At 70.1% G+C, this 23,654-nt stretch carries 24 protein-coding genes, 1 tRNA gene and 1 pseudogene; 9 read left to right on the forward strand and 17 right to left on the reverse strand.

The features are described from left to right. Window positions 1-357 precede the first annotated feature (357 nt). From tpa to A9O63_RS11725, 10 genes are all read right to left on the reverse strand, one after another. Complete coding sequence (gene tpa, locus A9O63_RS11680; RefSeq protein ID WP_069332098.1) at window positions 358-1,740, reverse strand: hypotaurine--pyruvate aminotransferase Tpa; 1,383 nt, start codon at window positions 1,738-1,740, stop codon at window positions 358-360. Between the two features lie 107 nt (window positions 1,741-1,847). Next, the gene (locus A9O63_RS11685; RefSeq protein WP_069332099.1) at window positions 1,848-2,612 is read right to left on the reverse strand and encodes an ABC transporter permease; all 765 of its coding nucleotides are present in this window, start codon (window positions 2,610-2,612) and stop codon (window positions 1,848-1,850) included. Then, window positions 2,612-3,487, reverse strand: a complete 876-nt coding sequence (locus A9O63_RS11690) for an ABC transporter ATP-binding protein (RefSeq protein WP_069332100.1) — start codon at window positions 3,485-3,487, stop codon at window positions 2,612-2,614. Before A9O63_RS11690 ends, A9O63_RS11685 begins: the two co-directional genes overlap by 1 nt. A 57-nt stretch (window positions 3,488-3,544) precedes the next feature. Continuing rightward, window positions 3,545-4,552, reverse strand: a complete 1,008-nt coding sequence (locus A9O63_RS11695; RefSeq protein WP_069332101.1) for an ABC transporter substrate-binding protein — start codon at window positions 4,550-4,552, stop codon at window positions 3,545-3,547. A 149-nt stretch (window positions 4,553-4,701) separates the two neighbouring features. Continuing rightward, a complete protein-coding gene (locus A9O63_RS11700; protein WP_069332102.1) occupies window positions 4,702-5,481 on the reverse strand; it encodes a DUF72 domain-containing protein in 780 nt (259 codons plus the stop codon). Window positions 5,482-5,596: 115 nt separating this feature from the next. Then, on the reverse strand, window positions 5,597-5,785 hold the full coding sequence (locus tag A9O63_RS11705) for a hypothetical protein (RefSeq protein WP_069332103.1): 189 nt from the start codon (window positions 5,783-5,785) through the stop codon (window positions 5,597-5,599). Window position 5,786: 1 nt separating this feature from the next. After that, complete coding sequence (locus A9O63_RS11710) at window positions 5,787-5,966, reverse strand: hypothetical protein (RefSeq protein WP_002721193.1); 180 nt, start codon at window positions 5,964-5,966, stop codon at window positions 5,787-5,789. After that, a complete protein-coding gene (locus A9O63_RS11715; RefSeq protein WP_002721191.1) occupies window positions 5,963-6,190 on the reverse strand; it encodes a hypothetical protein in 228 nt (75 codons plus the stop codon). The genes A9O63_RS11710 and A9O63_RS11715 overlap by 4 nt, the downstream gene beginning before the upstream one ends. A gap of 92 nt (window positions 6,191-6,282) precedes the next feature. Further along, the gene (locus A9O63_RS11720; RefSeq protein WP_069332104.1) at window positions 6,283-7,929 is read right to left on the reverse strand and encodes an alpha-amylase family protein; all 1,647 of its coding nucleotides are present in this window, start codon (window positions 7,927-7,929) and stop codon (window positions 6,283-6,285) included. A 180-nt stretch (window positions 7,930-8,109) separates the two neighbouring features. Then, window positions 8,110-8,184: transfer RNA gene (locus tag A9O63_RS11725), tRNA-Lys, on the reverse strand. A 143-nt stretch (window positions 8,185-8,327) separates the two neighbouring features. Between A9O63_RS11725 and dapF the strand changes: the two genes are divergently transcribed. The 6 genes and pseudogenes from dapF (at window position 8,328) to A9O63_RS11755 (ending at window position 14,950) form a co-directional block, all read left to right on the forward strand. Further along, complete coding sequence (gene dapF / locus A9O63_RS11730; protein ID WP_069332105.1) at window positions 8,328-9,167, forward strand: diaminopimelate epimerase; 840 nt, start codon at window positions 8,328-8,330, stop codon at window positions 9,165-9,167. Further along, window positions 9,164-10,441 carry a tRNA (N(6)-L-threonylcarbamoyladenosine(37)-C(2))-methylthiotransferase MtaB gene (mtaB, locus tag A9O63_RS11735; RefSeq protein ID WP_069332106.1) on the forward strand — a complete coding sequence of 426 codons (1,278 nt, stop codon included), beginning with the start codon at window positions 9,164-9,166 and terminating at the stop codon, window positions 10,439-10,441. The genes dapF and mtaB overlap by 4 nt, the downstream gene beginning before the upstream one ends. Window positions 10,442-10,471: 30 nt before the next feature. Further along, window positions 10,472-11,991 (forward strand): annotated as a pseudogene (gene gpmI / locus A9O63_RS11740) (2,3-bisphosphoglycerate-independent phosphoglycerate mutase). Beyond that, complete coding sequence (locus A9O63_RS11745) at window positions 11,988-13,100, forward strand: murein hydrolase activator EnvC family protein (protein WP_069332107.1); 1,113 nt, start codon at window positions 11,988-11,990, stop codon at window positions 13,098-13,100. Before gpmI ends, A9O63_RS11745 begins: the two are co-directional and overlap by 4 nt. A gap of 7 nt (window positions 13,101-13,107) precedes the next feature. After that, on the forward strand, window positions 13,108-14,454 hold the full coding sequence (locus A9O63_RS11750) for a S41 family peptidase (RefSeq protein WP_069332108.1): 1,347 nt from the start codon (window positions 13,108-13,110) through the stop codon (window positions 14,452-14,454). 7 nt (window positions 14,455-14,461) lie between these two features. Next, window positions 14,462-14,950, forward strand: a complete 489-nt coding sequence (locus A9O63_RS11755) for an RNA pyrophosphohydrolase (protein ID WP_069332109.1) — start codon at window positions 14,462-14,464, stop codon at window positions 14,948-14,950. 169 nt (window positions 14,951-15,119) lie between these two features. On the opposite strand, the gene A9O63_RS11760 is transcribed toward A9O63_RS11755, so the two are convergent. Both A9O63_RS11760 and accD read right to left on the reverse strand, forming a co-directional pair. Next, window positions 15,120-16,394 (reverse strand): bifunctional folylpolyglutamate synthase/dihydrofolate synthase, encoded by a 1,275-nt coding sequence (locus tag A9O63_RS11760; RefSeq protein ID WP_069332110.1) that lies wholly within the window; start codon window positions 16,392-16,394, stop codon window positions 15,120-15,122. After that, the gene (gene accD, locus A9O63_RS11765; RefSeq protein ID WP_069332111.1) at window positions 16,391-17,344 is read right to left on the reverse strand and encodes an acetyl-CoA carboxylase, carboxyltransferase subunit beta; all 954 of its coding nucleotides are present in this window, start codon (window positions 17,342-17,344) and stop codon (window positions 16,391-16,393) included. Before accD ends, A9O63_RS11760 begins: the two co-directional genes overlap by 4 nt. 382 nt (window positions 17,345-17,726) lie before the next feature. On the opposite strand from accD, the gene A9O63_RS11770 reads away from it, so the two are divergent. Beyond that, entirely contained in the window at window positions 17,727-18,257 is a 531-nt protein-coding gene (locus tag A9O63_RS11770; RefSeq protein WP_069332112.1) for a cation transport ATPase, read from the forward strand. Between the two features lie 187 nt (window positions 18,258-18,444). On the opposite strand, the gene A9O63_RS22120 is transcribed toward A9O63_RS11770, so the two are convergent. After that, window positions 18,445-18,585 (reverse strand): hypothetical protein, encoded by a 141-nt coding sequence (locus A9O63_RS22120; RefSeq protein WP_009565252.1) that lies wholly within the window; start codon window positions 18,583-18,585, stop codon window positions 18,445-18,447. A 328-nt stretch (window positions 18,586-18,913) separates the two neighbouring features. Here A9O63_RS22120 and A9O63_RS11775 point away from each other — a divergent pair, with 328 nt between their 5' ends. Next, window positions 18,914-19,819: a LysR family transcriptional regulator gene (locus A9O63_RS11775; RefSeq protein WP_069332113.1), complete on the forward strand. Its 906-nt coding sequence runs from the start codon at window positions 18,914-18,916 to the stop codon at window positions 19,817-19,819. Between the two features lie 22 nt (window positions 19,820-19,841). Here the strand turns inward: A9O63_RS11775 and A9O63_RS11780 are convergent, their stop codons facing one another. Genes A9O63_RS11780 through A9O63_RS11790 form a run of 3 tightly spaced genes read right to left on the reverse strand, consistent with a single transcriptional unit; the run spans window position 19,842 to window position 22,228 of the window. Next, window positions 19,842-20,786 (reverse strand): OmpA family protein, encoded by a 945-nt coding sequence (locus A9O63_RS11780; RefSeq protein WP_069332114.1) that lies wholly within the window; start codon window positions 20,784-20,786, stop codon window positions 19,842-19,844. Next, window positions 20,783-21,493, reverse strand: coding sequence for a GNAT family N-acetyltransferase (locus tag A9O63_RS11785; RefSeq protein WP_069332115.1), 711 nt, complete (start codon window positions 21,491-21,493; stop codon window positions 20,783-20,785). The genes A9O63_RS11780 and A9O63_RS11785 overlap by 4 nt, the downstream gene beginning before the upstream one ends. A gap of 3 nt (window positions 21,494-21,496) precedes the next feature. Beyond that, window positions 21,497-22,228, reverse strand: coding sequence for a competence/damage-inducible protein A (locus tag A9O63_RS11790; RefSeq protein ID WP_069332116.1), 732 nt, complete (start codon window positions 22,226-22,228; stop codon window positions 21,497-21,499). A 74-nt stretch (window positions 22,229-22,302) separates the two neighbouring features. On the opposite strand from A9O63_RS11790, the gene map reads away from it, so the two are divergent. Beyond that, window positions 22,303-23,184: a type I methionyl aminopeptidase gene (gene map / locus A9O63_RS11795; protein ID WP_172600801.1), complete on the forward strand. Its 882-nt coding sequence runs from the start codon at window positions 22,303-22,305 to the stop codon at window positions 23,182-23,184. A 194-nt stretch (window positions 23,185-23,378) separates the two neighbouring features. Here the strand turns inward: map and A9O63_RS11800 are convergent. Beyond that, window positions 23,379-23,654, reverse strand: a 276-nt coding sequence (locus A9O63_RS11800; RefSeq protein ID WP_141703087.1) for an energy transducer TonB family protein, incomplete at its 5' end; no start/stop codon positions are given.

The raw sequence follows: 23,654 nt of genomic DNA on the forward strand, positions 1-23,654 counted from the left end.
TCGCGGGCGGGGCCCTGCGGGTGGGCGCAGGCGGCAGGGGCGGGCGGTGCGACCGGTCGCGTCTCTTCTCGAGGAGCTTCGGCCGGGATCGACCCGGGCCGTGGCCTTCGGCCTTTGCGCGCGGAGGGTTGCGCAGGCCTCGGTCTGGCCGCTGTCGGCCAGCAGGGTGCCGGTTCAAGAGGTCGAGGGCCACTTCGGGGGCGGCCTCGCGGCGTCGGCGCGGCGGCAGATGCGGCGGGCGGGCTTGCGCCCGGCGATGCGGCGGTGACAGGCGGGGCGCAGGACCCGGGCTCGGGCTGGAGGGCCGGACCCCGGGGGCGGGAGGGGGCGCCCGCCGGGGGGCGGGCGCCCGCAGGATCAGCCGAAGACGCGGGTCAGGGCGCGGTCGATGGCATCCGTGATCTGGTCGATGTCGTCGGGCGTGGCGACCAGCGCGGGCGAGAGGCAGAGCGTGTTGTTGAAGCCCGGCAGGCTGCGGTTCGTCATGCCGATGATGACGCCCTGCGCCATCACGTCGGCCACCACGGCTGCCACACGCTTCTCGTCCATGGGCTCCTTCGTGGCGCGGTCGGCCACGAGCTCGGCGCCGCAGAACAGGCCCTTGCCGCGCACGTCGCCGATCACGGCATGCTTCTCCTGCAGCGCGGAGAGGTTCTCGATCACCCGCGCGCCCATCTTCAGCGTGTTCTCGAGCAGGCCCTCGTCTTCGATGATCCGCATGTTCTCCAGCGCCGCCACCGGGCCCGCGGTGCAGCCGCCGAAGGTCGAGATGTCGCGGAAGTAGCTCATCGGATCGGCGGGATCGTCCTTGAACATGTCGAAGACGGCCTCGGTCGTGACCGTGCAGGAGATGGCCGCATAGCCCGAGGCCACGCCCTTGGCCATGGTCACGAAATCGGGTTTCACGCCGAAGTTCTGGTAGCCGAACCAGGTGCCGGTGCGGCCGAGCCCGCAGACCACCTCGTCGATATGGAGGAGGATGTCGTATTTCCGGCAGATCTCCTGCACGCGCTCCCAGTAGCCCGCGGGTGGCACGATCACGCCGCCGCCGGCCGTCACCGGCTCGAGGCAGAGCGCGCCGATCGTGTCGGGGCCCTCGCGCAGGATCACCTCCTCGATGGCGTCGGCCGCGCGCAGGCCGTAATTCTCGACGTCCCACTGCTTGCGGTATTCGAGGCAGTGCGGGACCATCACGAAGCCCGGCGTCAGCGGCCCGTATTGCTCGGCGCGCTGCGGCTGGCCCGAGGTGGCGAGCGCCGTGATGGTGGTGCCGTGGTAGTCGCGCTCGCGGAAGAGGATCTTGCCCTTCTTGCCGCCATGGTGCCGGTGCGAGATCTGGCGCACCATCTTGAACACCTTCTCGTTCGCCTCGGAGCCCGAGTTCGAGTAGTAGACGCGCGAGAGGCCCGGCATCTTCTCGATCAGGCGCTTGGAGAAGCGCGAGGCCGGGATCGAGCCTGCAGAATGGGCGAAATAGTTCATCTTGATGAGCTGGTCGCGCACGGCATTGGCGATGCTCTCGCGGCCGTAGCCCACGTTCACCGTCCAGACGCCGCCCGAGACCGCGTCGAGATGCTCCTTGCCGGCCGCATCCCAGACCCGCATCCCCTTGCCCTCGACGATGATCCGGGGATCCACCGTCTCGTACTGTTTGTGCTGGCTCAGGTGGTGCCACATGTGAGCGCGGTCCGCCTCGATCACCTCGCTGAGGTCGTTCGCCTGCGCCAAGCCTTCCATCATCTTCTCCCTGCCGTGATTCCTGACCGTTCGGTCGAGTTTGAGACGCGATCCGGCGAAAAGGCAACAGGGCGGTATGGTGCGGCCCTGTCATCGCGCTTCGTGAAATTTCAGTGCTGCGGACGCTCGGCCCATCCGGCGAAGATCCGCTCGAGCGCGACCACGGCATAGTAGAGCAGGATGCCGAGGAAGGCGAGCGCGATGAGGACGGCGAACATCAGGGGATAGTCGCCGTTGGTCTCGCCCGACTTGAAGAGCGCGCCGAGGCCGCGGCCGTGCGGGCTCACGATCTCGACGAGGTTCGTGCCGATGAAGGCGAGCGTGACCGAGACCTTCAGCGCGCCGAAGAACTCGGGCAGGGTCTTGGGCAAGGCGATCTTCCAGAAGATCGTGAGCTTCGAGGCCCCGAGCGAGCGGAGGATGTCGCGATATTCCGGCTCGAGCGTCGAGAGGCCGATGCCCACCGACACGGCGATGGGGAAGAAGGAGATCAGGAAGGCCATGAGCACGGTGTTGAAATCGTGCTGGCCGATGAAGATCAGCGCCAGCACCGGCACGAGCGTGGCCTTGGGAATGGCGTTGAAGCCCACGAGCAGCGGATAGAGCCCGTCGCGGGCGGTGCGCGAGAAGCCCATCACCATGCCGAGGAGGGTGCCGAAGACCACGGCGAGGCCGAGACCCGCCACCGTGCGCCAGAGCGTCTGCCAGCCCATCGTGAGGAACAGCTGCCAGTAGCGGGCATAGGCGGGCGGCAGGTCAGAGGGCGAGGCCATCTTGTAGTTGGGCCAGCCGTTCCACCAGACGATCCCCTCCCAGAGCGCGAGGAAGATCAGGATCGCGGCGAGCGGCACGCCGATCCTGTGCAGGAGATCCATCAGCGGGCCCCTCCGTCGCGGGGCGAAAGGGCCGGAGAGGTTCTGTCGCGGGCGGGGGCGGCCTGCCCATCGCGCGGCGCCGCGCCCCCTGCCACGGTCTCCTCGCGTCCCTGCGCGATGCGGATCTGGTCGCGCAGGAGATGCAGCATGTCGGTGGCCTCGGGGGTATAGAGCACGTCGATGCGCCGGTCGGCGGGCAGACCCACGTTCAGGATGAACTGGGTGGAGGCCGGCCGGCCCGACAGGACGATGACCTGATCGCCGAGGAAGACGCTTTCGCGCAGGTCGTGGGTGATGAGCACGCAGGTGAAGGGCTCGGCCGCGCGCAGATCGCGCATGGTCTGCCACAGATCCTCGCGGGTGAAATTGTCGAGCGCGCCGAAGGGCTCGTCCATGATGAGCACGTCGGGCCTGTGCACGATCGCCCGGCAGAGCGAGGCGCGCTGGCGCATCCCGCCCGAGAGCTGGCTCGGCCGCTTGGCCTCGAAGCCCCTGAGCCCCACCATCTCGAGGAGAGCCATCGCCCGCTCGACCCGGTCCTTCCGCGGCATCCGCGGCGCCACGATCTCGAGCGGCAGGATCACATTCTCGAGGATGGTGCGCCATTCGAGCAGCACCGGATTCTGGAAGGCCATGCCCACCGTGCGGCGCGGCGAGGTCACGCGCTCGCCATGCAGCCAGACCTCGCCGCGGTCGGGCTTCATCAGCCCCGCCACCAGCCGGGTGAGGGTGGACTTGCCGCAGCCCGAGGGGCCCACGACCGCGCAGAAGGTGGCCTCGGGGACCGAGATGTTCAGATCCTCCAGCACCGGCAGCGGGCCGGCGGGCGTCCTGTAGGCGTGGCTCACGCCGCGGATGTCGATGAGGTCGGGCATGGTCTTCCCGTCGGGGAGGAGGCGGGGCCCATGGCCCGCGCCCCGGTCACTCGGACGTCACTCGAAGGACAGGCTGCCGTCGGCGGGCAGCCACTGCGGATCGAAATAGAGGGCGGCGTCGGGGGCGTTCCGGAACTCGTAGACGGATTTCGTCTGTTCGATGGCGCGCGCCATGCGTTCGGGGTCGATGTTGCCCATGCCGTTGGCCTTCACCCAGTCGGTCACCACATTGTCGCGGATCGCCATGCCGAGGCGGCGCTCTTCGAGCGCGGCATCGGCGGCCGGGTTGCGCTCGATCAGGGCCGCGATCGCCGCGCCGGGCTCGGCCACCGCATCCTTCCAGCCCTTCGCCACGGCGCGCAGGAAGCCCGTCACCGCCTCGGGGTGATCCTTGGCGAAGTCGGTGTTGACGATGATCGCATTGCCGTAGAGCGCCACGCCGTGATCGGCCATGAGCAGGGTCGAGATATCCTCCTCGGGCACGCCCAGCCGCACGAGGTTCAGGACCGAGGAGAAGGAGAAGCCCGTGACCGCAGCGACCTGACCTTCGGCCAGCATCGGCTCGCGCACGGGAAAGCCCACCGGCTCGACGGCGATGGCAGCCATGTCGAGCCCGTTCTCGGCGGCGAAGATCGGGAACTGCGCCCAGGCCCCGTCGGGGGGCGGCGCGCCGAGCTTGCGGCCCTCGAGGTCCTTCGGCGCCTCGACGCCCTGCGACCTGCGCCCGACCACCGCGAAGGGCGGCTTGTCGTAGATCATCATGGCGGCGGTGACCGGCGCGCCCGGGTTCTGGTCGAGGAACTTCATCAGGCTGTTGATGTCGGCGAAACCCACCGGAAAGGCGCCGGTCGCGACCTTCGGGATCGCATCGAGCGAGCCCGCGCCCTCGGAAATCTCCACCGTGAGATCCTCGGCCGCGAAATGGCCCCTGTCGAGCGCCACGAAATAGGGAGCGGCCGGGCCCTCGAACTTCCAGTCGAGCGCGAAGGGCATGGCGGTCTCGGCCCCGGCCAGGGTGGCGGTGACGGTGAAGGCCGCGGCGAGGGCGGCGGAGGCGCGGAACATGGCTCTCTCCCGATCGTGACGTTGCAGGCGAGGCTGACCGGCTGGCGGGCAGGTGCAAGCGGGCCGCCGGCACGGCAGGAGGCTCCGCGGCCGATGTGCTTAAATATCTCTCGAAAGTGGATGCCGTGCCCGCGAAACGGGCGCCCCGGTCAGCGCAGACGGGCGAGCAGCGCCTCGGCCGCAGCCGGGTTCGCGACCTTGTGGCCCGAGATGACATAGAGGAACACATCGCGCGGCCGCTCGGGCGCCTCGGTCACGCGGGCGAGCCCCTCGGGGGCGCGGCCGGCCTCCCAGTCGCGGGCGCGGGTGGCCCATCGGTCCAGCGCTTCCGGCGGATAGCCCTCGGCGGGACCCTCGCGGGTGCCCATGATGCGGGCATAGACGAAATCGGCGGTGGGATCGGCGATCTGCGGATGCTCGCTGTCGCCCTCCACCACGATCGCCACGTTTCGCTCGGCCGCCAGCGCCACGAAGGCCGGGTCGCGGAAGCTCTCGTGGCGCACCTCGACGGCATGGCGCAACCGCCGGCCCCTGTGCTCGGGCGGCAGGAGCGCGAGGAAGGCTGCGAAATCCTCGGGGTCGAAGGCCTTCGTCGGCAGGAACTGCCAGTTGATCGGCCCGAGCTTGGCGCCGAGCCGCAGGATCCCGCTGTCGAGGAAGCGGTCCACCGATGCGCCCGCCTCGGCGAGCTTCCTGCGGTTGGTGGCGAACCGGGGCGCCTTGAGGGCGAAGACGAAATCGTCCGGCACCTCGTCATGCCAGCGCGCGAAGCTCTCGGGCTTCTGCGAGCCGTAGTAGGTGCCGTTGATCTCGAGGGTGGTCAGGCGCGAGGCGGCATGGCCCAGCTCACGCTTCTGCGGCAGCCCCTCGGGGTAGAAGGTGCCGCGCCAGGGCTCGAAGACCCAGCCGCCGATGCCGATGCGGATCATGGCGTCCTCCCTGCCGCGAAAAGCCGAGCATGGCCGGGCCTGTCCGGCGGCGCAACCGCCCATCTGCGGTGGCCTTGCGGCGCGGGCGCGGGGGATGGCGCGCCCGCGCCTGCCGTCATTTGCCGTCGGGATCGTGGGTGTGGTGGCGGTCCTTCTCGCCGCCGCCGCCCGAGACCTTGCTCTGTTTGCGCGCGTCGCTGTCGGCGCCGGGCTTCGTCACCTCGAGCGGCGCGTCCGCATCCTGATGCGAGGAGCCGGGGCCGCCCTGACGGATGCTGGCCGGAGTCTTCTGGGAGGTCGACATGTCAACGGTCCTGCTGATGACCCTGATGGGTCGTGTTGATCTTGCTGTTCGCCTGCTGGCCCTGCTTGTCGGGATCCGGCCGGGATGCGGCCCCCGAGGTCTCGGGCGTCTCGTGGGCAGCGCCGCCGGGGCCCTTGTCGCTGCGGTTCGCGGGCGGGATAGGGGGCATTTTCGCGGTCATGGGCGCTCCTCGTCGTCGGTCCTGCGGTTGCCGGCATGGTCCTGATACTGCTGCGTCTTGACGTAGCCGCCATCCTTGCCGCGGCTTTCGCTGCCCTGCTTGTCGCGGTTGGACAGCACGCCATTGGCCGGGATCTCGGCGGTCTCGGCTTCGGTCATGGCGCCGGTGCCGTCGCCCTTGCCCTTCACGCCCTGACCGAAGTGCTTCTTGTCCGCATGTGCCATCTGGTCCTCCTTGCGGCGCGTTGCTTCGCCGTCAGGGAGCCAACCGGAGGTCGGGGCGGATGTTCCCGCAAGCCTGCGTGAGGGGCGCGCGATCAGCTCTCGAACCGCAGCCAGCGCAGCCCGTAGCCTCCGAGCTCGACCGTCAGCTCGTCCTTGCGCAGCGAGGCCTTGCCTTGGCCCAGGACGGGCCGCAGCCGGCCCAGCCCCGAGGCCTTCGGCAGCGTGAGCGTCACCGTCTGCGGCTCGGGCCCGAGATTGGCGAGAGCGATGAGGGTGCGGCTCTCCCAGTCGTGGCGGATGGCGAAGATCGAGGCTTGGGGCAACGGCAGCACGGCATGGTCGCCGAAGGCGATCTCGGGGCATTCCCGCCGCCGCCGCAGGAGATGCTCCATGAAATGGAACATCGTGTCCGGCCGGTCCTGCTGGTCGGTGGCATTGACCTTGTCCGGGCCCCAGCGCGGATCCGAGACCATGGGCCGGTGCAGGGCCTCGGTGCCCGCGTCCGAGAAGCCGCCGTGCGGGCCGGCCTCCCACTGCATCGGTGCGCGCACGGCGAGCCGTCCGGGGATCTCGAGATTTTCCGCCATGCCGATCTCCTCGCCGTAGAAGATCACGGGCGATCCCGGCATCGAGGCCATCAGCGCATAGGCCATGCGGAGCCGGTCGGAATCGCCCTTCAGCATGGTGGGCATCCGCCGCCGCAGCCCGCGTCCAAAGAGCTGCATCGAGGGTTCGGGCCCGAAGGAGGCGAAGCCCTCCTGCCGCTCGGCCTCGGTCAGCTTGTCGAGCGACCATTCGTCATGGTTGCGCAGGAAATGGGCCCAGCCATCGTCGGGCGCGAGTTCGGGCATGTGGCGCAGCCCGTGGACGATGGGCCCCGCGTCCTCGCGGGCGAGCGCCAGCGCCATCGCCTGATTGAGGTTGAAGTCGAGGCACATGTGCAGCTCGTCGCCGTCCTCGTCGCCGAAGAAGCGGCGCACGTCCGGATAGTCGAGGTTCACTTCGCCCAGAAGCACCGCATCGCCCGACCGGCGGTTGATGAAGGCGCGCAGGTCGCGCAGCCAGCGGTGGGGCGTGAAGCCCGTGTCCACCGTCGACATCTGCTCGAGCAGGAACGGCACGGCATCCACGCGGAAGCCCGAGAGACCGAGCTGGAGCCAGAATCCCACGATCCGCCGGATCTCGTCGCGCACCGCGCGATTCTCGACGTTGAGGTCCGGCTGGTGGCTGTAGAAGCGGTGGAGATAGTATTTCCCGGCCTTCGCATCCCAGGTCCAGCTACTGTTCTCTTCTCCGGGGAAGACCAGCGAGGCGGCATCCTCCTCGGGCTTCTCGTCGCGCCAGACATACCAGTCGCGGTAGGGCGAATCGGGGTCGGCGCGCGAGGCCTGGAACCAGGGATGCTCGCGCGAGGTGTGGTTCACCACGAGGTCCGCGATCACCCGCATCCCGCGATCCTGGGCCGCGCGCAGGAATTCGACGAAATCGCCCAGCGTGCCCAGCCGGGGATCGACGGCATAATAGTCGGTGATGTCGTAGCCGTCGTCCTGGTTCGGGCTCGGATAGAAAGGCATCAGCCAGATGCAGCTCACCCCCAGCCGGTCGAGATGGTCGAGCCGCCGGGTGAGCCCCGGGAAATCCCCGATCCCGTCGCCGTTGCTGTCCTGAAAGGTCTCGACATCGAGACAATAGAAGACGGCGTTCTTCCACCAGACATCGCTCGTGCGGCTGATATCCATCCTCAGCCTGCCCAGATCCGCATCGGTCACCTCCCGGAAAATCAGGGAAGGGAACGCGCCGTGCAGAGGCGAGGTTCCTAAGTCTCGACAGAGGTTGGGGGAAACGGTCAGGGTCGGCCGTGCGCCAACGCACCGCAGGGACCGCAGTCCCCATCGATTCCGTCCTGCCTGTCAGGAAATTGGTGAGCGGGGTGGGTATCGAACCCACGACCAGCTGATTAAAAGTCAGCTGCTCTACCACTGAGCTACCCGCCCTCACCATGTCGAAATCGCGGTTGCGACCGTCGATCTCGACTGCGCCGCTCTCTACGCAACCGGCTGCGGGGGGTCAAGGGCCAAATGCGCAGAAAGATCGCCTGCTCTGGCAAAAAGATCCTGACGGGCGTATAGGGTGCGCCATGATGGACATGGGCGCTTCCTCCGGCCTCGGCTTCATGAAGATGCATGGGGCGGGCAACGATTTCGTGGTGATCGACTCGCGCGGACGCGGCGGGGCGCTGGTGACGGCCGGCCTCGCGCGGGGGCTGGGCGACCGGCACCGCGGCGTGGGGTTCGACCAGCTTGCCGAGATCCGCGATCAGGAGGGGGCGGATTGCGCGCTCGACTTCTGGAATTCGGACGGCTCGCGCTCGGGCGCCTGCGGCAACGCCACGCGCTGCGTGAGCGATTACCTGATGCGGGATCTGGGCCGGGACGAGGTGACGCTCGTCACCGCGCGCGGCCGCCTGCACGCGCGTCGGCGCGAGGACGGGCTCGTGGCGGTGAACATGGGGGCGCCGCAGCTCCTGTGGTCCGAGATCCCGCTCGCCCGCGCGATGGAGACGGACAGCCTGCCGCTCGAGGGCGGGCCCTCGGCGGTGGGCATGGGCAACCCGCATTGCGTCTTCTTCGTGGATGACGCCGAGGCGGTCGATCTGGCGGGGCGGGGGGCCTCGGTCGAGACCGATCCGCTGTTTCCCGAGCGCACCAATGTGGAATTCGCAAGCCTGATCGGCCCCGACCGGCTGCGGCTGCGCGTCTGGGAGCGGGGGGCGGGCATCACGCTCGCCTGCGGCTCGGGCGCCTGCGCCACGGCGGTGGCGGCGGCCCGGCGCGGCCTGACCGGGCGGCAGGTGCGGCTCGAGATGGACGGCGGCGTGCTGGAAGTGGACTGGCGCGACGAGGGCGTCTGGCTCTCGGGGCCGGTCGCGCGGGTGTTCGAGGGGCATCTCTCGCCCGAGATGATGGCGCTGGCATGAGCGCGCCGATCTTCTCCACCCTCGGCTGCCGGCTCAATGCCTACGAGACCGAGGCCATGAAGGAGCTCGCCACCGCGGCGGGCGTCGACAATGCCGTCGTGGTCAACACCTGCGCGGTCACGGCCGAGGCGGTGCGCAAGGCCAAGCAGGAGATCCGGCGCCTGCGCCGCGAGAATCCTGAAGCCACGATCATCGTCACCGGCTGCGCGGCCCAGACCGAGCCCGCGACCTTCTCGGCCATGCCCGAGGTCGACCGGGTGATCGGCAATACCGAGAAGATGCAGCCCGCCACCTGGGCCGCGATGGCGCCCGACCTGATCGGCGAGACCGAGCGGGTGCAGGTGGACGACATCCTGTCGGTGCGCGAGACCGCGGGCCACCTGATCGACGGCTTCGGCCGCCACCGCGCCTATGTGCAGGTGCAGAACGGCTGCGATCACCGCTGCACCTTCTGCATCATCCCCTACGGGCGCGGCAATTCGCGCTCGGTTCCGGCGGGCGTGGTGGTGGAGCAGATCCGGCGGCTCGTGGACCGCGGTTTTGCCGAGGTGGTGCTGACGGGCGTGGACCTCACCTCCTGGGGCGCGGATCTTCCGGCCGCCCCGCGCCTCGGCGATCTGGTGATGCGGATCCTGCGGCTGGTGCCGGATCTCGCGCGGCTCAGGATCTCCTCGATCGATTCGATCGAGGCGGACGAGGCGCTGATGGGGGCCATCGCCACCGAACCGCGGCTGATGCCGCATCTGCATCTCAGCCTCCAGCATGGCGACGACCTGATCCTGAAGCGGATGAAGCGCCGCCACCTGCGCGACGATGCGATCCGCTTCTGCGAGGAGGCGCGGCGGCTGCGGCCCGACATCGTGTTCGGGGCCGACATCATCGCGGGCTTCCCGACCGAGACCGAGGCGGCCTTCGCCAATTCGCTGAAGCTGGTCGAGGAGTGCGGGCTCACCTTCCTGCATGTCTTCCCCTTCTCGCCGCGCCAGGGCACGCCCGCCGCGCGGATGCCGCAGCTGGCCGGACCCACGATCCGCGAGCGGGCGGCGCAGCTGCGCACCTTGGGCGAGGCGCGGCTTCTGGCCCATCTCGAGGGCGAGCGCGGCCGGACGCACCGGGTGCTGATGGAGGGCCCGCGCATGGGCCGCACCGAGCAGTTCACCGAAGTGGCTTTCGCCGCCGACCAGCCCGAGGGGCGGATCCTTTCCGCCACCGTGACGGGTCATGCGGAGGGGCGCCTGACCGCCACGGTTGCCGAGGCCGGGCTCGCGGCGTAAAACCCGGCCATTCCATCGAAAGGCCCTTCCATGACCGCACCGAAACCCGTCGTCCTCTGCATCCTCGACGGCTGGGGGCTCCGTGCCGAGCGCGAGGCGAATGCCGTGGCGCTGGCCCATACCCCGACCTTCGACCGGCTGATGGCGACCTGCCCGAACGCGACCCTTGTCACCCACGGCCCGGACGTGGGTCTGCCGCGGGGGCAGATGGGCAATTCGGAGGTCGGCCACACCAACATCGGCGCGGGCCGGGTGGTGGCGATGGACCTCGGCGCCATCGACCTTGCCATCGAGGAGGGCTCGTTCCCGCAGAACCCGGCGCTGCGCGACTTCATCGCGCAGGTGAAGGCGAAGGGCGGCACGGCGCATCTGATGGGCGTCGTCTCGGACGGGGGCGTGCACGGGCATATCCAGCATCTCATCAGCGCGGTCGAGGTGCTGGCGGGCGAGGGCATCCCGGTCGTGATCCATGCGATCACCGACGGGCGCGACGTGGCCCCCACCTCGGCGGGCGAGTTCGTGGGCCAGCTCTTGCGGGTGCTGCCCGAAGGCGCGCGAATCGGCACGGTGATCGGCCGCTACTGGGCCATGGACCGCGACAAGCGGTGGGATCGGGTGAAGCGCGCCTCCGATGCGATGCTCCATGCCGCGGGCGAGCGTGCGCCCGACGCCGAGGCCGCGGTGGCGGCGGCGCTGGCGCGGGGCGAGACCGACGAATTCATCGCGCCCACCGTCGTGGGCGACTATGCGGGCGCCCGCGACGGCGACGGCTTCTTCTGCCTCAACTTCCGCGCCGACCGGGCGCGCGAGATCCTCGCGGGGCTCGGCCAGCCGGGCTTCGAGGCCTATGACACGGGCGCGCGGCCGGACTGGTCGGCCTTCCTCGGGATGGTCGACTATTCCAAGGAGCACGACCGCTTCATGACCGCGGCCTATCCCAAGCCCGTGATCCGCAACACGCTGGGCGAATGGGTGGCGAGCCATGGGCTGCGGCAGTTCCGCATCGCGGAAACCGAGAAATATCCCCATGTCACCTTCTTCCTGAACGGCGGCCGCGAGGCGCCGGAGACGGGCGAAGACCGCTACATGGCCAGTTCGCCCAAGGTCGCGACCTACGACCTGCAACCCGAGATGTCGGCCCCCGACGTGAGCGACCATCTCGTCGAGGCCATCGGCGCGGGCTACGACCTGATCGTGGTGAACTATGCCAACCCCGACATGGTGGGCCACACGGGCGATCTGAAGGCCGCCATGGCGGCCGTCGAGGAGGTGGACCGCGGGCTCGGCCGGGCGGTCGAGGCGGTGACGTCCGCGGGCGGGGCCATGATCGTGACCGCCGACCACGGCAATTGCGAGACGATGGTCGATCCCGAGACCGGCGGGCCCCCACGGCGCACACGACGAACCCGGTGCCGGTGATCCTCGTGAACGGGCCTGCGGGCGCGCGGCTTCATGCCGGAAGGCTCGCCGATCTCGCGCCGACGCTCCTCCAGCTCATGCAGCTGCCCCAGCCCGAGGAGATGACCGGGCGGAGCCTGATCGACGGATGATCCGCGCGCTCGTCCTTGCGCTGGGCCTTCTCGCCACGCCGGCTGCGGCCGTGACCGTGGCGCAGGAGGCGGCGCAGGCGGCGCGCGACCTGCAGGCGGCGGTGACGGCGCTGCAAGAGGCCAAGGGCGCGCGCGACCGGGTCTCGGCGCTGACCACCACGATCCGCGCCTACGAGCGCGGGCTCGCCGCGCTGCGCGAGAACCTGCGGCAGGCGGCGATCCGCGAGTCGGTGCTCGAGATGCTGCTCGAGGCCAAGCGGGATGAGATCGCGCAGCTTCTGGGCGTGCTCGCGCGGATGGATGCGCGGCCGGGGCCGCTCCTTCTGATGCATCCTGCGGGGCCGCTCGGCACGGCGCGGTCGGGGATGATCCTGTCGGATGTGACGCCCGCGCTTCTGGCGCAGGCCGAGTCGCTCCGCCAGCAGGTGAGCGAGGTGCGCGACCTGCGCGAGTTGCAGACCGCGGCCGGTAAGACGCTCGCCGAAGGGCTGGCCGCGGCGCAGGAGGCCCGGACGGCGCTGAGCCAGGCCATCGGCGACCGGGTGGACCTGCCCACGCGCTTCACCGACGATCCGGCGGTGCTGAAGGGGCTTTTGGAAAGCGCCGACACGCTCGACGCCTTCGCGGGCGGGCTGGCCACCGGCGATCCCGACGCCGCGGCGCGCGATTTCGAGGCGGCGCGCGGGCGGCTGCCGCTGCCGGTGCTGGGCACGATCCTCCGGCGGGCCAACGAAGCGGATGCGGCGGGCGTGCGCCGGCCGGGCATCCTGATCGCGGCCCGGCCGCAGGCGCTGGTGACCGCGCCCTGGCCCGCCACGATCCGCTACCGCGGGCCGCTTCTCGACTACGGAAATGTGATGATCCTCGAGCCCGGCGCCGGCTATCTGCTGGTGTTGGCAGGTCTGGGCACCGTCTATGGTGAGACGGGAGAGGTGGTCGCCGCCGGCGCACCGCTCGGGCTGATGGGGGGCGAGCCGCGCCCTGCCGGTCCTGCGGCCGCAGGCGGAGAGGGCGCTGGCGCTCGGGATACGGAAACGCTTTACTTGGAATTGAGGCAAGGAGCCGAGCCGGTCGATCCGGCGGACTGGTTCGAGGCAAACGGGGAATAGGACCGCCATGAGGAAATACATGATGGCCGCGCTGGGCGGCACGGTGGCCGGCGTCCTGCTGGCGACCCAGGTGGCGGGGCCCCTCATCGCGCAGGAACAGCAGCGGTCGAAGTCGGTCTACGAGCAGCTCGACCTGTTCGGCGACATCTTCGAGCGCATCCGCGCGCAATATGTCGAGGAAGTCGAGACCGACAAGCTGATCGAGGCCGCGATCAACGGGATGCTGACCTCGCTCGATCCGCATTCGAGCTATCTGCCGCCCGACGATTTCGACGACATGCAGGTGCAGACCCGCGGCGAGTTCGGCGGCCTCGGCATCGAGGTCACGCAGGAGGAAGGCTTCGTCAAGGTCGTCTCGCCGATGGACGGCACGCCCGCGGATGCGGCCGGCATCCAGTCCGGCGACTTCATCACCCATGTGAACGGCGAATCCGTGCTGGGCCTCACGCTCGATCAGGCGGTGGACATGATGCGCGGGCCGGTCGGCTCCGAGATCCTCATCACGGTGGTGCGCGAAGGCACCCCCGAGCCCTTCGACGTCTCGATCGTCCGCGACACGATCAAGCTGGTGGCCGCCCGCAGCCGCGTGGTGGGCAACACGGTCGTCGTGCGGCTGACCACCTTCAACGACCAGACCTTCTCGGGCCTGAAGGAGGGTCTCGAGAAGGAGATCAAGGCGCTCGGCGGCGAGGACAAGATCAACGGCGTGGTGCTCGACCTGCGCAACAACCCCGGTGGGCTCCTGACCCAGGCGATCCAGGTGTCCGACGCCTTCCTCGACAAGGGCGAGATCGTCTCGACCCGCGGCCGCGCCGCGGGCGACGGCGAGCGGTTCAACGCGACCCCGGGCGATCTGATCGACGGCAAGCCCATGGTCGTGCTCATCAACGGCGGATCGGCCTCGGCCTCGGAGATCGTGGCGGGCGCGCTGCAGGACCATCGCCGCGCCATCGTCGTGGGCACCAAGAGCTTCGGCAAGGGATCGGTCCAGACCGTGATCCCGCTGCGGGGCGAGGGGGCCATGCGGCTGACCACGGCGCGCTACTACACCCCCTCGGGCCGGTCGATCCAGGCGCTCGGCGTGGCGCCCGACATCGTGGTGAACCAGCCGCCCGTGAAGCCCGCCGTCCCCGAGGAGGAGGAGAGCCCCGCGGCGAGCGCCGCCCGCAACCGGTCTGAGGCCGACCTGCGCGGCGTCCTGTCGAACGATTCGATGACCGAGGACGAGAAGAAGCAGCTCGAGGCCGATCGCGCCCGGGCGGAGGATTCCGCGAAGCTGCGCGACGAGGATTACCAGCTCGCCTATGCGGTGGACATCCTCAAGGGCCTCTCGGCCATCGAAGTGAAGCCCTGAGGCGGCCATGGAGCGCGCGATCGATCCCGAGACGCTGCCCTACCGCCCCTGCGTGGGCATCGTGCTCATCAACCGCGAGGGGCTGATCTTCGCCGGGCAGCGGATCGACAGTCCGGTGCCCGCCTGGCAGATGCCGCAGGGCGGCATCGACGAGGGCGAGAAGCCGCGCGAGGCCGCGCTGCGCGAGCTCCGGGAAGAGACCGGCATCCCGGCCGAGCGGGTGGAGTTCGTGGCCAAGGCCCCGGACTGGGTGACCTACGACCTGCCGCCCGAGCTTCTGGGCAAGGTCTGGGGGGGCAAATATCGCGGCCAGCGGCAGAAATGGTTCCTCTACCGCTATCTCGGGACCGACGAAGAAGTGGGGATCGGCACGGATCACGCCGAATTCTCCTGCTGGCGCTGGATCGGGGCCGAGGAAATGGTCGCGGCGATCGTGCCCTTCAAGCGCGCGGTCTATGAAGAGGTGGTGGCGGTCTTCCGGCCGCATCTCGCCTGATTGCCGGAGAAGAGGGGGGCTTCGCCCCCCCGCCGCCCCTCCCTGCGGGCGGGGCGACTCCCCCGCGGGATATTTGGGCAGAGTGAAAGCGCGGTCGGCCGCTCTCGCGTCGGCGGGATGAGCGAGCCGCGGATCGGCGCGCGGGCGGCGGGGTCTTCGTGAAGCGCGATCAGCCGTTTTCGCGCAGGATCGCGCCGGCGAGATAGAGCGAGCCGCAGATCAGCACGCGGGCGGTGGGGTCTTCGGCGGCGATGGCGGCGAGGGCGCCCGCGACCGAGGGCGCGGTCAGGGCCGCCATTCCTGCGGCGCGGGCGGCGGTGGCGGTGGCCTCGGCGGGGAGCGTGTTGGCCTCGCCCGGGATCGAGACTGCATGGAGGCGCGTCACATGGGGGGCGAGCGGGCGCATGTAGCCCGCCACGTCCTTGGTGTTCAGCATCCCGCAGATGAGATGGGTGGGCCGCGGCGCCATCCGTGCCAGTGTCGCCGCCACCGCGGCGCCGCCCGCGGGGTTGTGGCCGCCGTCGAGCCAGAGCTCGATGCCCGGCGCGCTCTGCGCGAGCGGCCCTCGACGCAGGCGCTGCATCCGGGCGGGCCAGTCGGCGCGGGTGAGGGCCGCCTCGCAGGCGGCCTCGGGCGCGCCGAGATGGCGCAGCGCCATCAGGGCCGCGCCGGCATTCTGGATCTGGTGCGGCCCGGGCAGGGCCGGGAGCGGCAGATCGAGAAGGCCCGCCTCGTCCTGGAACACCGTCCGGCCGCGCTCTTCCCACACCTGCCATTGCTGGCCGTGGGCGAGGAGAGGCACGCCCAGACGGGCGGCGCGCGCCTCGATGACCTCGAGCGCCGCGGCCTCCTGCGGGCCCACCACGCAGGGCACGCGGCGCTTGAGGATACCCGCCTTCTCGGCCGCGATCTCGGGCAGGGTCTCGCCCAGATACTGCTGATGGTCGATCGAGACCGGGGTCACGATGGTGAGCCGCGGATCCCCGATCACATTCGTGGCATCGAGCCTGCCGCCGAGGCCCACCTCGAGGAGCGTGTAATCGGCGGGCGTGCGCGCGAAGGCGAGGAAGGCCGCGCAGGTGGTGATCTCGAAGAAGGTGATGGGTTCGGGGCCGTTCGCCGCGAGACATTCGTCGAGGAGGGCTGCCAGCGCGGGCTCGGAGATCAGGCTGCCCGCGAGCCGTATCCGCTCGTGGAAGCGGGCCAGATGGGGCGAGGTATAGGCATGCACCTTCAGCCCCTGCGCCTCGAGACCGGCGCGGATCATGGCCTGGGTCGAGCCCTTGCCGTTGGTGCCCGCGATATGGATCACCGGCGGCAGCGACCGCTCGGGATGGCCGAGCGCCTGCAGCAGCCGGTGCACGCGGTCGAGCGTCAGGTCGATGATCTTCGGATGCAGCGACATCATCCGCTGCAGGATGAGGTCGGAGGCGGGCAGGCTCACTCGGCGGCCTTGTCGTCGACCACCGCTTCGGGCGTGGGCGGCGGCGGCAGGTCGATCACCGGCTTCGGCTCGGGCGCAGGCAGATCGCCCTTGATCGCCGGCGGCTGGTTCATCAGCATCCGGATGATCGTGACCAGCTCCTCGCGCATCGCCTTGCGGTGGGTCACCCGGTCGAGCATCCCGTGGTCGAGCAGATATTCGGCGCGCTGGAAGCCCTCGGGCAGCTTCTCGCGGATCGTCTGTTCGATCACGCGGGGGCCGGCGAAGCAGATCAGCGCATTGGGCTCGGCGATCTGCACGTCGCCCAGCATCGCATAGGAGGCGGTGACGCCGCCCGTGGTCGGGTGGGTCAGGATGCAGATGTAGGGCAGGCCCGCCTCGCGCAGCATCTGCACGGCCACGGTCGTGCGCGGCATCTGCATGAGCGACAGGATCCCCTCCTGCATCCGCGCGCCGCCGGCGGCGGCGAACAGGATGAGCGGGCACTTGAGCTTCACCGCGCGCTCGGCGGCGGCGATGATGGCATTGCCCACATACATGCCCATGGAGCCCGCCATGAAGCTGAAGTCCTGGGCCGCGGCCACCACCTGCGTCCGGGCGATCTCGCCCTCGACGACCAGCATGGCTTCCTTCTCGCCGGTGGTCTTCTGCGCCGCCTTCATCCGGTCGGGGTAGCGCTTCTGGTCGCGGAACTGGAGCGGATCGGCGAGCGGCACCGGCACCTCGACCTCGGTGAAGATCCCGCCGTCGAAGAGCGCGGTGAACCGGTCCCGCGGGCTGATGTTCATGTGGTGGTCGCAGGTGGAGCAGACGTTCAGGTTCTCGGCCAGCTCGCGGTGGAAGAGCATCGTCCCGCACTCCGGGCACTTGGTCCAGAGGTTCTCCGGCACCTCGCGGCGCGAAAAGAGCGAGTTGATCTTCGGGCGGACGTAGTTGGAGATCCAGTTCATGCGGGCAAGCCTTCCGGTCGCGGCGATGCTGCCGAAATAGTCCGGGGGGGCGGGAAATGCAATCGCGCGGGCTGCCCCTGTGACGCCCGCGCGCGGGGGAGGAGGGCCGCGGGCCCGGGCACGGCGCGGACCGCCTCGGGACAGGGTCCGGCGATCCGGGGGGTGGTATCCGGGCGAAGCCTCCGTGACGGTGTCGCGGATCCGGGGCCTGCGCGCGCCTGTCTGCGCCGAAAGCCGCCGGAGGGCCGGCAGGTCGCGCCTTGCCCGCTGCGGGAGCGGCCGCTATGCCCGTGCCCACCGATCGGAGACTTGCCATGAGACAGCCCTTCCTCGCGCCCCGTCCCCGCGTCCGAGAGTGCGGCGCCTGCTCGGGACGAGGCGCATGAGACGTCTTCTCCTTGCCGGCCTTCTCGCCGTCCTACCGGCCCTGCCTGCCCTGGCGGAGGGCGTGCGCGTTGCGGCGCCGGCCGGCTACTGCATCGTCCGCGAGCCCGGCACCGGGCCCGGCCTCGTGCTGATGGGGCGGTGCGCGGGCGTGACCGATCGCCCGCCTGCGGTTCTGACCGCAACGGTCGGCACGCCCGGCTCGGGCATCGACGTGGCGCGGCGGGGGCAGGATCTGGCGGCCTATTTCCAGTCGGCGGCGGGGCGCAAGGCGCTGAGCGCCTCGGGCCGTGCCGGAAGCGTGCAGGTTCTCGAGGCGCTGGGTCGGGGGAAGGCCTTCCTGATCCGGATCCGGGACCGGAGCCGCGGGGCGCCGCCGGAGAGCTGGCGCGCGGTGCTCACGCTGAACGGGCGGATGGTGACGCTGACGGCCTCGGGCACGGGGAAGGCCCCGCTCGGGCGCGAGAACGGCAAGCGCCTGATGGTGAGCTTCGTCGATGCGATGGAAGCGGCGAACCGGAACCGTTAGCGCGCCGGCGGTTCCCACGGGAGGCCGGCTGAGAGACCACGGTCTCGGGCTCCGAAGGCGGCGCGGCAGGCGGTCACGGAGGGGGGAAAATTGGGGGAGCCGGGCGTCGGGAGGGGCCTGCCTCGGAACCGCGCGGGGCTCCGCCGGGGACGACGGGCCCTGTGCCCGCCGTCGTGACAGCGAAGGATCAGTCGCGGTTGTAGTAGCCGTACATCTGCTCCAGCGCGCTCAGGTTGCGGAGCTGACGGGTGTTCCGCTCGGGCGTGAAATAGGCCGGAACGGTCTCGGCGGCCTGAGCGGCGGTCATCGGACGGGGATCGTGTTTCATTGTCGTTCTCCTTTGCCCCCCGATATAAACCCCTCAATTCCGATGACTTCTCCCAAAAGGCGCATGTCACCCATGCCGTCGCTGCAATGCAGCGCGACGCGATGACGCAATTTTGTTGCGTCTTAGCGCTTGGGGAGGTGACATTCTGTCCGACGCGGCCGCGAGCCTGCGGCGCGAGGGCGCAGGCCCTGTTTCCGGGCCCGGCGACTCACTCCGGTGCCTGCCAAGGCTGTCCGGTCATAAATCCCGGACTTGCCTGTTGCTTTCCCCAATCCTGCCCGATTTGCCGCCGATGAAAGCAGGGTCCGGACAGTGCACGGGAGCCGCCATGGATCGACTGACGGAAATGGAAGCCTTCGCCATGGTGGTGGATCAGGGCGGCTTCACCGATGCGGCGCGGAAGATGGGCATCTCCAAGTCTGCCGTCTCCAAACATGTCTCGGCGCTCGAGGCGCGGCTGGGGGCGCGGCTTCTCAACCGCACCACGCGCCGGGTCTCGCCGACGGAAATCGGGCTCGCCTATTACGACCGGGCGCGGCGGGTGCTGACCGACGCGGGCGAGGCGGATGCGCTGGTGACCTCGATGCAGACCGCGCCGTCGGGGCATCTGCGCCTCTCGGTTGCTGCGGATTTCGGCGCGGCCCTGCTCACGCCGATCCTGGCGGAGTTCCTGCTGGACTATCCGGACATCACCGTGACCATGGTGCTGAGCGACCGCAGCGTGGAGCTGATCTCGGAAGGGTTCGACATGGCGATCCGCGTGGGCGATCTCGAGGATTCGAGCCTGCGCGCGCGCAAGCTGACCGAGACCACCCGGCGGATGATCGCGTCGCCGGGCTACCTCCAGCGGCACGGGCGGCCGATGAAGATCGACGACCTGAACGATCACAGGCTGCTCTATCATTCGACGCAGCCGCACGGCAACGTCTGGCGGCTCCTGTCGCCCTCGGGCGAGCCGCGGCAGGTGCGGGCGCCGGGATGGCTGACCGTGAACGACGGCCAGTCGCTGCTCAAGGCGGTCGTTTCGGGGCTGGGCATCGCCCATCTGCCCGAGTTCCTCTTCGCGGATGCGATGCGTGCAGGGCTGGTCGAGGAGGTTCTCCCGGAGCTGCCGGTCGAGACGCTGGGCATCCATGCCATCTATCCTTCGGGCCGGTTCACCCAGCCCAAGGTGCGCGCCTTCATCGACTTCCTCGCCCGCCGCTTCCTGGAAAAGGGGCCGGTCGGACATTGAGGCAGGGCCCTTCCGGGCAAGGTCAGCCGGCGAGCAGCATGACCTCGACCCGGCGGTTGCGGGCGCGGCCTTCCTCGGTGCGGTTCGGGGCGCGCGGAGCGAGATAGCCCACGCCTTCCGCCGTCACCTGCGCCGCATCGACCCCGTGCCGCGCGATCAGCCGCTCGCGCACCGAAGCGGCGCGGGCCCGGCTGAGCGTCACATTGCCCTCGAGCCCCCCCGACGCATCGGTATGGCCCACGATCACCACGCGTCGGGCCGGATCCTCTTTCAGCCATTGGGCCAGATCCGCCAGCGCGGGATAGGCGCGGTCCTCGAGCTCGGCCGAGCCGCTGCCGAAGACCAGCTCCTCGAGCACCGCAGCCCCCGTCTCCTCGAGCCGCGGGATCAGGGTTCCGGCGGCGGGAGCGGGAGCGGAGGCGGGGGCCTCCGCGGCGATGGGCTCGTCCGGCACGGCGATGGGAGCCGCGGGCGCGGCGGTCCGCGGGAGGGCCTCGATCACCTGCACGAAGCCCGTCGCATCCGACCGGCTGATGAGGAGGCTCACGGCCTCGGCACCTTCGGCCCCGTCGCGGATCGCCGCGAAGAAGCGGAAGTCGCCCAGATCCACATGCATTTCCGGCTCGGGCAGCACATCCGTCGCATAGCGGAAGTCGAAGCCGCCGCAGCCGCGCGTCTCGCATTGAAAGAGCGGGCGGAAGCCCTCGGCCTCCAGCGCGGCGCGGAGCGGGGTCAGAAGGTCGAGCGTCGAGGTCTCGGCCAGATCGCGCTGCCAGACGCTGCGGACGATCCGGCCCTCGATCGGGCGCACGGGCAGGCCCGCCTCGGTCCAGGGGCCGGTCGGCAGCCGGTAGCTGGCAGAGGCCTCCTCCTGCCGTTCGACGCGCGTCCAGGGCGCGCCGAGTTCGAGCGCGGCGGCGGCTCCCGGGCAGAGGATCAGGGCGGCGAGGACGAGCTGCCGGATCATTTCAGCCGGTAGTGGTAGTGGCCCACCTCTTCCATCCCGAGCGACGCATAGAGCGCGCGGGCGGGCGCATTGGCGGTGGTGACGACGAGCGAGAACCATTCCGCGCCGGCGGCCTCGGCCCAGCAGGCGCCGCGGCGGATCATCGCCTGCGCCGAGCCGAGCCTGCGCAGCGCGGGCGTGACCTCGAGCGCATGGAGCATGGCGAACGGGCCCGCCAGCGCCACGAAGGCCGCCCCGGAGGGCCGGTCGTTCTGCCGCCCGAGCAGGCAGCATTTCGGCCCCATAACCCGCTCCATCACCGCGACGCGTTCGGGGCCGATGCCGCTCTCGGCCCAGAGGTCGCGCACGATGCCGAGCGGCGGCCAGTGCGGAAAGGCCGCCATCTGCGCGGGTGGCTCGGCCGAGAGCCGCCCCACCGGGCAGGCATAGGCGGTGACGGGATCCACGATCCGGTAGCTGCGCGCCGCGAGCGCCGCGTCGAGCGCCTCTTCGCCCGCGCGGATCATGAAGAGCGGCTCCTGCCCGAGCGCTGCCATCGCGGCCTCGGCGGCGGGCAGATCCGCCTCCGTCCAGCTCTGCGCGGCGGTTGCGGCCGAAACGCGCTTGCCGCCGCCCCGGCCCTCGCGGATCGTCCAGGGGCCCGAGCGGTCCAGCCGCGCCGCAGGCCAGGTGGCCTCGACGGTGGCGTAGATGTCCTCTGGGGTCATGCTCTAGCGCGCCTGCGGGAAGAGGGCGGCCAGCCGGGTCATCGCCTCCGAGATCCGCCCGGCATCCGTGCCGCGGATCACGAGGTTCGCGCCGAAGGCGCCGTTCTGGACGAAGGGATAGCTGCCCATCTGCAGGTCGGGAAACTCGGCCGCGAGCGCGCCGAAGGGCCCGGCGATCTCGCCCTCTCCGCGGTCCACCCGCAGCGACTGGCTGAGCAGCGGCTGGCCCCCGATGAGCGTCGGGATGACCGAGGCCACCATCGCCTGGAAGATGTTGGGCACGCCCGCCATCACATGCACGGTGCCCAGGGTAAATCCCGGCGCGGTCGATACGGGGTTCTCGATCAGGGTGGCGCCCTCGGGGATGCGGGCCATGCGCTGCCGGGCCTCGTTGAACTCGAGCCCGGTGCGCGCGTAATGGGCGGCCAGCAGGTCGTAGGCGTCCTGCCGGATGCCGATGGGCACGCCGAAGGCCTCGGCCACGGCTTCGGCGGTGATGTCGTCGTGGGTCGGGCCGATGCCGCCCGAGGTGAAGACATGATCCCAGCGCGCGCTCAGCGCCTGGACCGCCTCGATGATGGCGGCGCGGTCGTCGGCCACGCAGCGGATCTCGCTCAGGCGGATGCCGTGGCGGGTCAGCTCGCCGGCGAGATAATGGCTGTTCCCGTCGCGGGTGCGGCCCGAGAGGATCTCGTCTCCGATCACGAGCATGGCGGCGGTGGGGTTCGCGGGCATCGGCTTCTCCTTCGGATCGCTCAGCTATAGGCCCCGCCGCGCGGCGTTTCAAACCTTTCGCGGCCGGCGCAGGTATGGCAAAGGAGCGGAACCTTGACTATCTTGAGACGACACCGAGACCAGAAGGATCAGTCCCAGTGGACGAGTCGCGCGGCCGCATCACCAAGAACGGCATCAGGATCTACGAGCCCGAGGATTATGCGGGCATGCGCCGGGCCGGACGGGCCGCGGCCGAGATCCTCGATCTCGTGGGGCCGCTGGTCGTGCCCGGCGCGACCACGGCCGAGATCGACCGCTTCATCACCGACGAGATCGAGCGGCGCGGCGTCACCTCGGCCACCATCGGCTACAAGGGCTACCAGCACGCCTCCTGCATCTCGGTCAACCATGTCGTCTGCCACGGCATTCCCGGCTCGAAGGTTCTGAAGGACGGCGACATCCTCAACATCGACGTGACGGTGATCGTGGATGGCTGGTTCGGCGACACGAGCCGGATGTATGTGGCGGGCACCCTCGGCCGCAAGGCCGAGCGGCTGCTCGAGGTCACGCATGACGCGCTGATGAAGGGCATCGAGGTCGTGAAGCCCGGCGCCACCTTCGGCGACATCGGCGCGGCGATCCAGACCTATGTCGAGAACAACCGCATGTCGGTCGTGCGCGACTTCTGCGGCCACGGTCTCGGGCGGGTCTTCCATGCGCCGCCGAACGTGCTGCACTACGGCCGCCCCGGCACCGGGCCCGTGCTGGAAGAAGGCATGATCTTCACCATCGAGCCGATGGTGAACCTCGGCCGCCCCGAGACGAAGGTGCTCGCCGACGACTGGACCGCCGTCACCCGCGACAAATCGCTGTCGGCCCAGTTCGAACATTCGGTGGGCGTGACCGCCGACGGCTGCGAGATCTTCACCCTCTCGCCCGCCGGCCTGTTCTACCCGACCTGGCCCACAGCCGACTGACCCCTGCCGCCTGGCATGGATCGAGGCCCGCTCCCCGTGAGGCGCGGGCCTTTTGCTTGGGCCAAGACCCGCATCCGGCACCGCGGACCTGACCGCGGGCAGGCTGACGTCGAGACCGTCGAGATTCGGGATGCCCCCCGCCGTCGCGGAGGGGCAGGCGCGCCCCTTGCCGGGGCGCGCCTCGATCCGCGGCCTCAGCGCGCGAAGGTGATCGGCAGCGTGAAGGTATATTGCGGATCGGTCAGCGCCGCCGGCGCGGCCGGGAAGCGGCCCGCCGACTGCACCGCGCGTAGCGCGAGCTGGTCGATCCGCGGATTGCCCGACGAGCGGACCACCGACGCGCCGCCGAGCGCGCCGCCCTGCGACACCGTCAGCCGCACCGTCACCTCGCCCGACTGACCGCGCGCGCCGCGCGTGTGGCGCTGGATGCGCTTGCGGATCTCGGCGCCCCATTTCGCCGTCAGGTTCTG

Origin of the sequence: Cereibacter johrii (assembly GCF_001720585.1) — a bacterium.
Classification (GTDB): Bacteria; Pseudomonadota; Alphaproteobacteria; order Rhodobacterales; family Rhodobacteraceae; genus Cereibacter_A; species Cereibacter_A johrii.

Excerpts from the sequence above, each read along its gene's own strand:
- tpa (WP_069332098.1), bottom strand. The coding sequence starts at position 1,740 with ATGATGGAAGGCTTGGCGCAGGCGAACGACCTCAGCGAGGTGATCGAG.
- A9O63_RS11685 (WP_069332099.1), bottom strand. The coding sequence starts at position 2,612 with ATGGATCTCCTGCACAGGATCGGCGTGCCGCTCGCCGCGATCCTGATC.
- A9O63_RS11690 (WP_069332100.1), bottom strand. The coding sequence starts at position 3,487 with ATGCCCGACCTCATCGACATCCGCGGCGTGAGCCACGCCTACAGGACG.
- A9O63_RS11695 (WP_069332101.1), bottom strand. The coding sequence starts at position 4,552 with ATGTTCCGCGCCTCCGCCGCCCTCGCCGCGGCCTTCACCGTCACCGCC.
- A9O63_RS11700 (WP_069332102.1), bottom strand. The coding sequence starts at position 5,481 with ATGATCCGCATCGGCATCGGCGGCTGGGTCTTCGAGCCCTGGCGCGGC.
- A9O63_RS11705 (WP_069332103.1), bottom strand. The coding sequence starts at position 5,785 with ATGTCGACCTCCCAGAAGACTCCGGCCAGCATCCGTCAGGGCGGCCCC.
- A9O63_RS11710 (WP_002721193.1), bottom strand. The coding sequence starts at position 5,966 with ATGACCGCGAAAATGCCCCCTATCCCGCCCGCGAACCGCAGCGACAAG.
- A9O63_RS11715 (WP_002721191.1), bottom strand. The coding sequence starts at position 6,190 with ATGGCACATGCGGACAAGAAGCACTTCGGTCAGGGCGTGAAGGGCAAG.
- A9O63_RS11720 (WP_069332104.1), bottom strand. The coding sequence starts at position 7,929 with ATGGATATCAGCCGCACGAGCGATGTCTGGTGGAAGAACGCCGTCTTC.
- dapF (WP_069332105.1), top strand. The coding sequence starts at position 8,328 with ATGATGGACATGGGCGCTTCCTCCGGCCTCGGCTTCATGAAGATGCAT.
- mtaB (WP_069332106.1), top strand. The coding sequence starts at position 9,164 with ATGAGCGCGCCGATCTTCTCCACCCTCGGCTGCCGGCTCAATGCCTAC.
- A9O63_RS11745 (WP_069332107.1), top strand. The coding sequence starts at position 11,988 with ATGATCCGCGCGCTCGTCCTTGCGCTGGGCCTTCTCGCCACGCCGGCT.
- A9O63_RS11750 (WP_069332108.1), top strand. The coding sequence starts at position 13,108 with ATGAGGAAATACATGATGGCCGCGCTGGGCGGCACGGTGGCCGGCGTC.
- A9O63_RS11755 (WP_069332109.1), top strand. The coding sequence starts at position 14,462 with ATGGAGCGCGCGATCGATCCCGAGACGCTGCCCTACCGCCCCTGCGTG.
- accD (WP_069332111.1), bottom strand. The coding sequence starts at position 17,344 with ATGAACTGGATCTCCAACTACGTCCGCCCGAAGATCAACTCGCTCTTT.
- A9O63_RS11770 (WP_069332112.1), top strand. The coding sequence starts at position 17,727 with ATGAGACGTCTTCTCCTTGCCGGCCTTCTCGCCGTCCTACCGGCCCTG.
- A9O63_RS22120 (WP_009565252.1), bottom strand. The coding sequence starts at position 18,585 with ATGAAACACGATCCCCGTCCGATGACCGCCGCTCAGGCCGCCGAGACC.
- A9O63_RS11775 (WP_069332113.1), top strand. The coding sequence starts at position 18,914 with ATGGATCGACTGACGGAAATGGAAGCCTTCGCCATGGTGGTGGATCAG.
- A9O63_RS11780 (WP_069332114.1), bottom strand. The coding sequence starts at position 20,786 with ATGATCCGGCAGCTCGTCCTCGCCGCCCTGATCCTCTGCCCGGGAGCC.
- A9O63_RS11785 (WP_069332115.1), bottom strand. The coding sequence starts at position 21,493 with ATGACCCCAGAGGACATCTACGCCACCGTCGAGGCCACCTGGCCTGCG.
- A9O63_RS11790 (WP_069332116.1), bottom strand. The coding sequence starts at position 22,228 with ATGCCCGCGAACCCCACCGCCGCCATGCTCGTGATCGGAGACGAGATC.
- map (WP_172600801.1), top strand. The coding sequence starts at position 22,303 with ATGGCAAAGGAGCGGAACCTTGACTATCTTGAGACGACACCGAGACCA.